This is a genomic window from Burkholderia lata (assembly GCF_902499335.1).
Taxonomy (GTDB): Bacteria; Pseudomonadota; Gammaproteobacteria; order Burkholderiales; family Burkholderiaceae; genus Burkholderia; species Burkholderia lata_B.
Genome location: NZ_CABVQK010000056.1, coordinates 1 through 620, shown reverse-complemented (window position 1 = coordinate 620; position 620 = coordinate 1). Strand labels below are relative to the sequence as shown.

General features: G+C 64.5%; 1 pseudogene. It reads left to right on the top strand.

What is annotated here, in order from left to right:
• Nucleotides 1-57: 57 nt before the first annotated feature.
• Nucleotides 58-620, top strand: a pseudogene (locus BCO18175_RS40430) (electron transfer flavoprotein subunit alpha/FixB family protein); the annotation flags it as partial.

Genomic DNA, 620 nt, shown 5'->3' with positions numbered 1-620 from the left:
CGCTGGTCGAGAAGCTGAAGACCGAAGCCAAGGTGCTGTAAGAGGGAGCGGAAAGAAATGACGATTCTGGTGATTGCAGAACACGACAACGCGTCGATCAAGGCCGCGACGCTGAACACGGTGGCGGCGGCAGCGAAGATCGGCGGCGATATCCACGTGCTGGTCGCGGGCCACAACGCGCAAGGCGCAGCCGACGCGGCAGCGAAGATCGCAGGTGTGTCGAAGGTACTCCTGGCCGATGCGCCGCAGCTCGAAGCGGGCCTCGCGGAAAACGTCGAAGCGACCGCGCTGAACATCGCGAAGGATTACTCGCACATCCTCGCGCCGGCTACGGCCTACGGCAAGAACATCGCGCCGCGTATCGCCGCGAAGCTGGACGTCGCGCAGATCTCGGACATCACGGCGGTCGATTCGGCCGACACGTTCGAGCGCCCGATCTACGCGGGTAACGCGATCGCGACGGTGCAGTCGAGCGATCCGATCAAGGTCATCACGGTGCGTGCGACGGGTTTCGATCCGGTGGCGGCCGAAGGCGGCAGCGCAGCGGTCGAGAAGATCGAAGCGGCAGCCGATGCCGGCAAGTCGCAGTTCGTGAGCCGTGAAGTGACGAAGCTGGACCG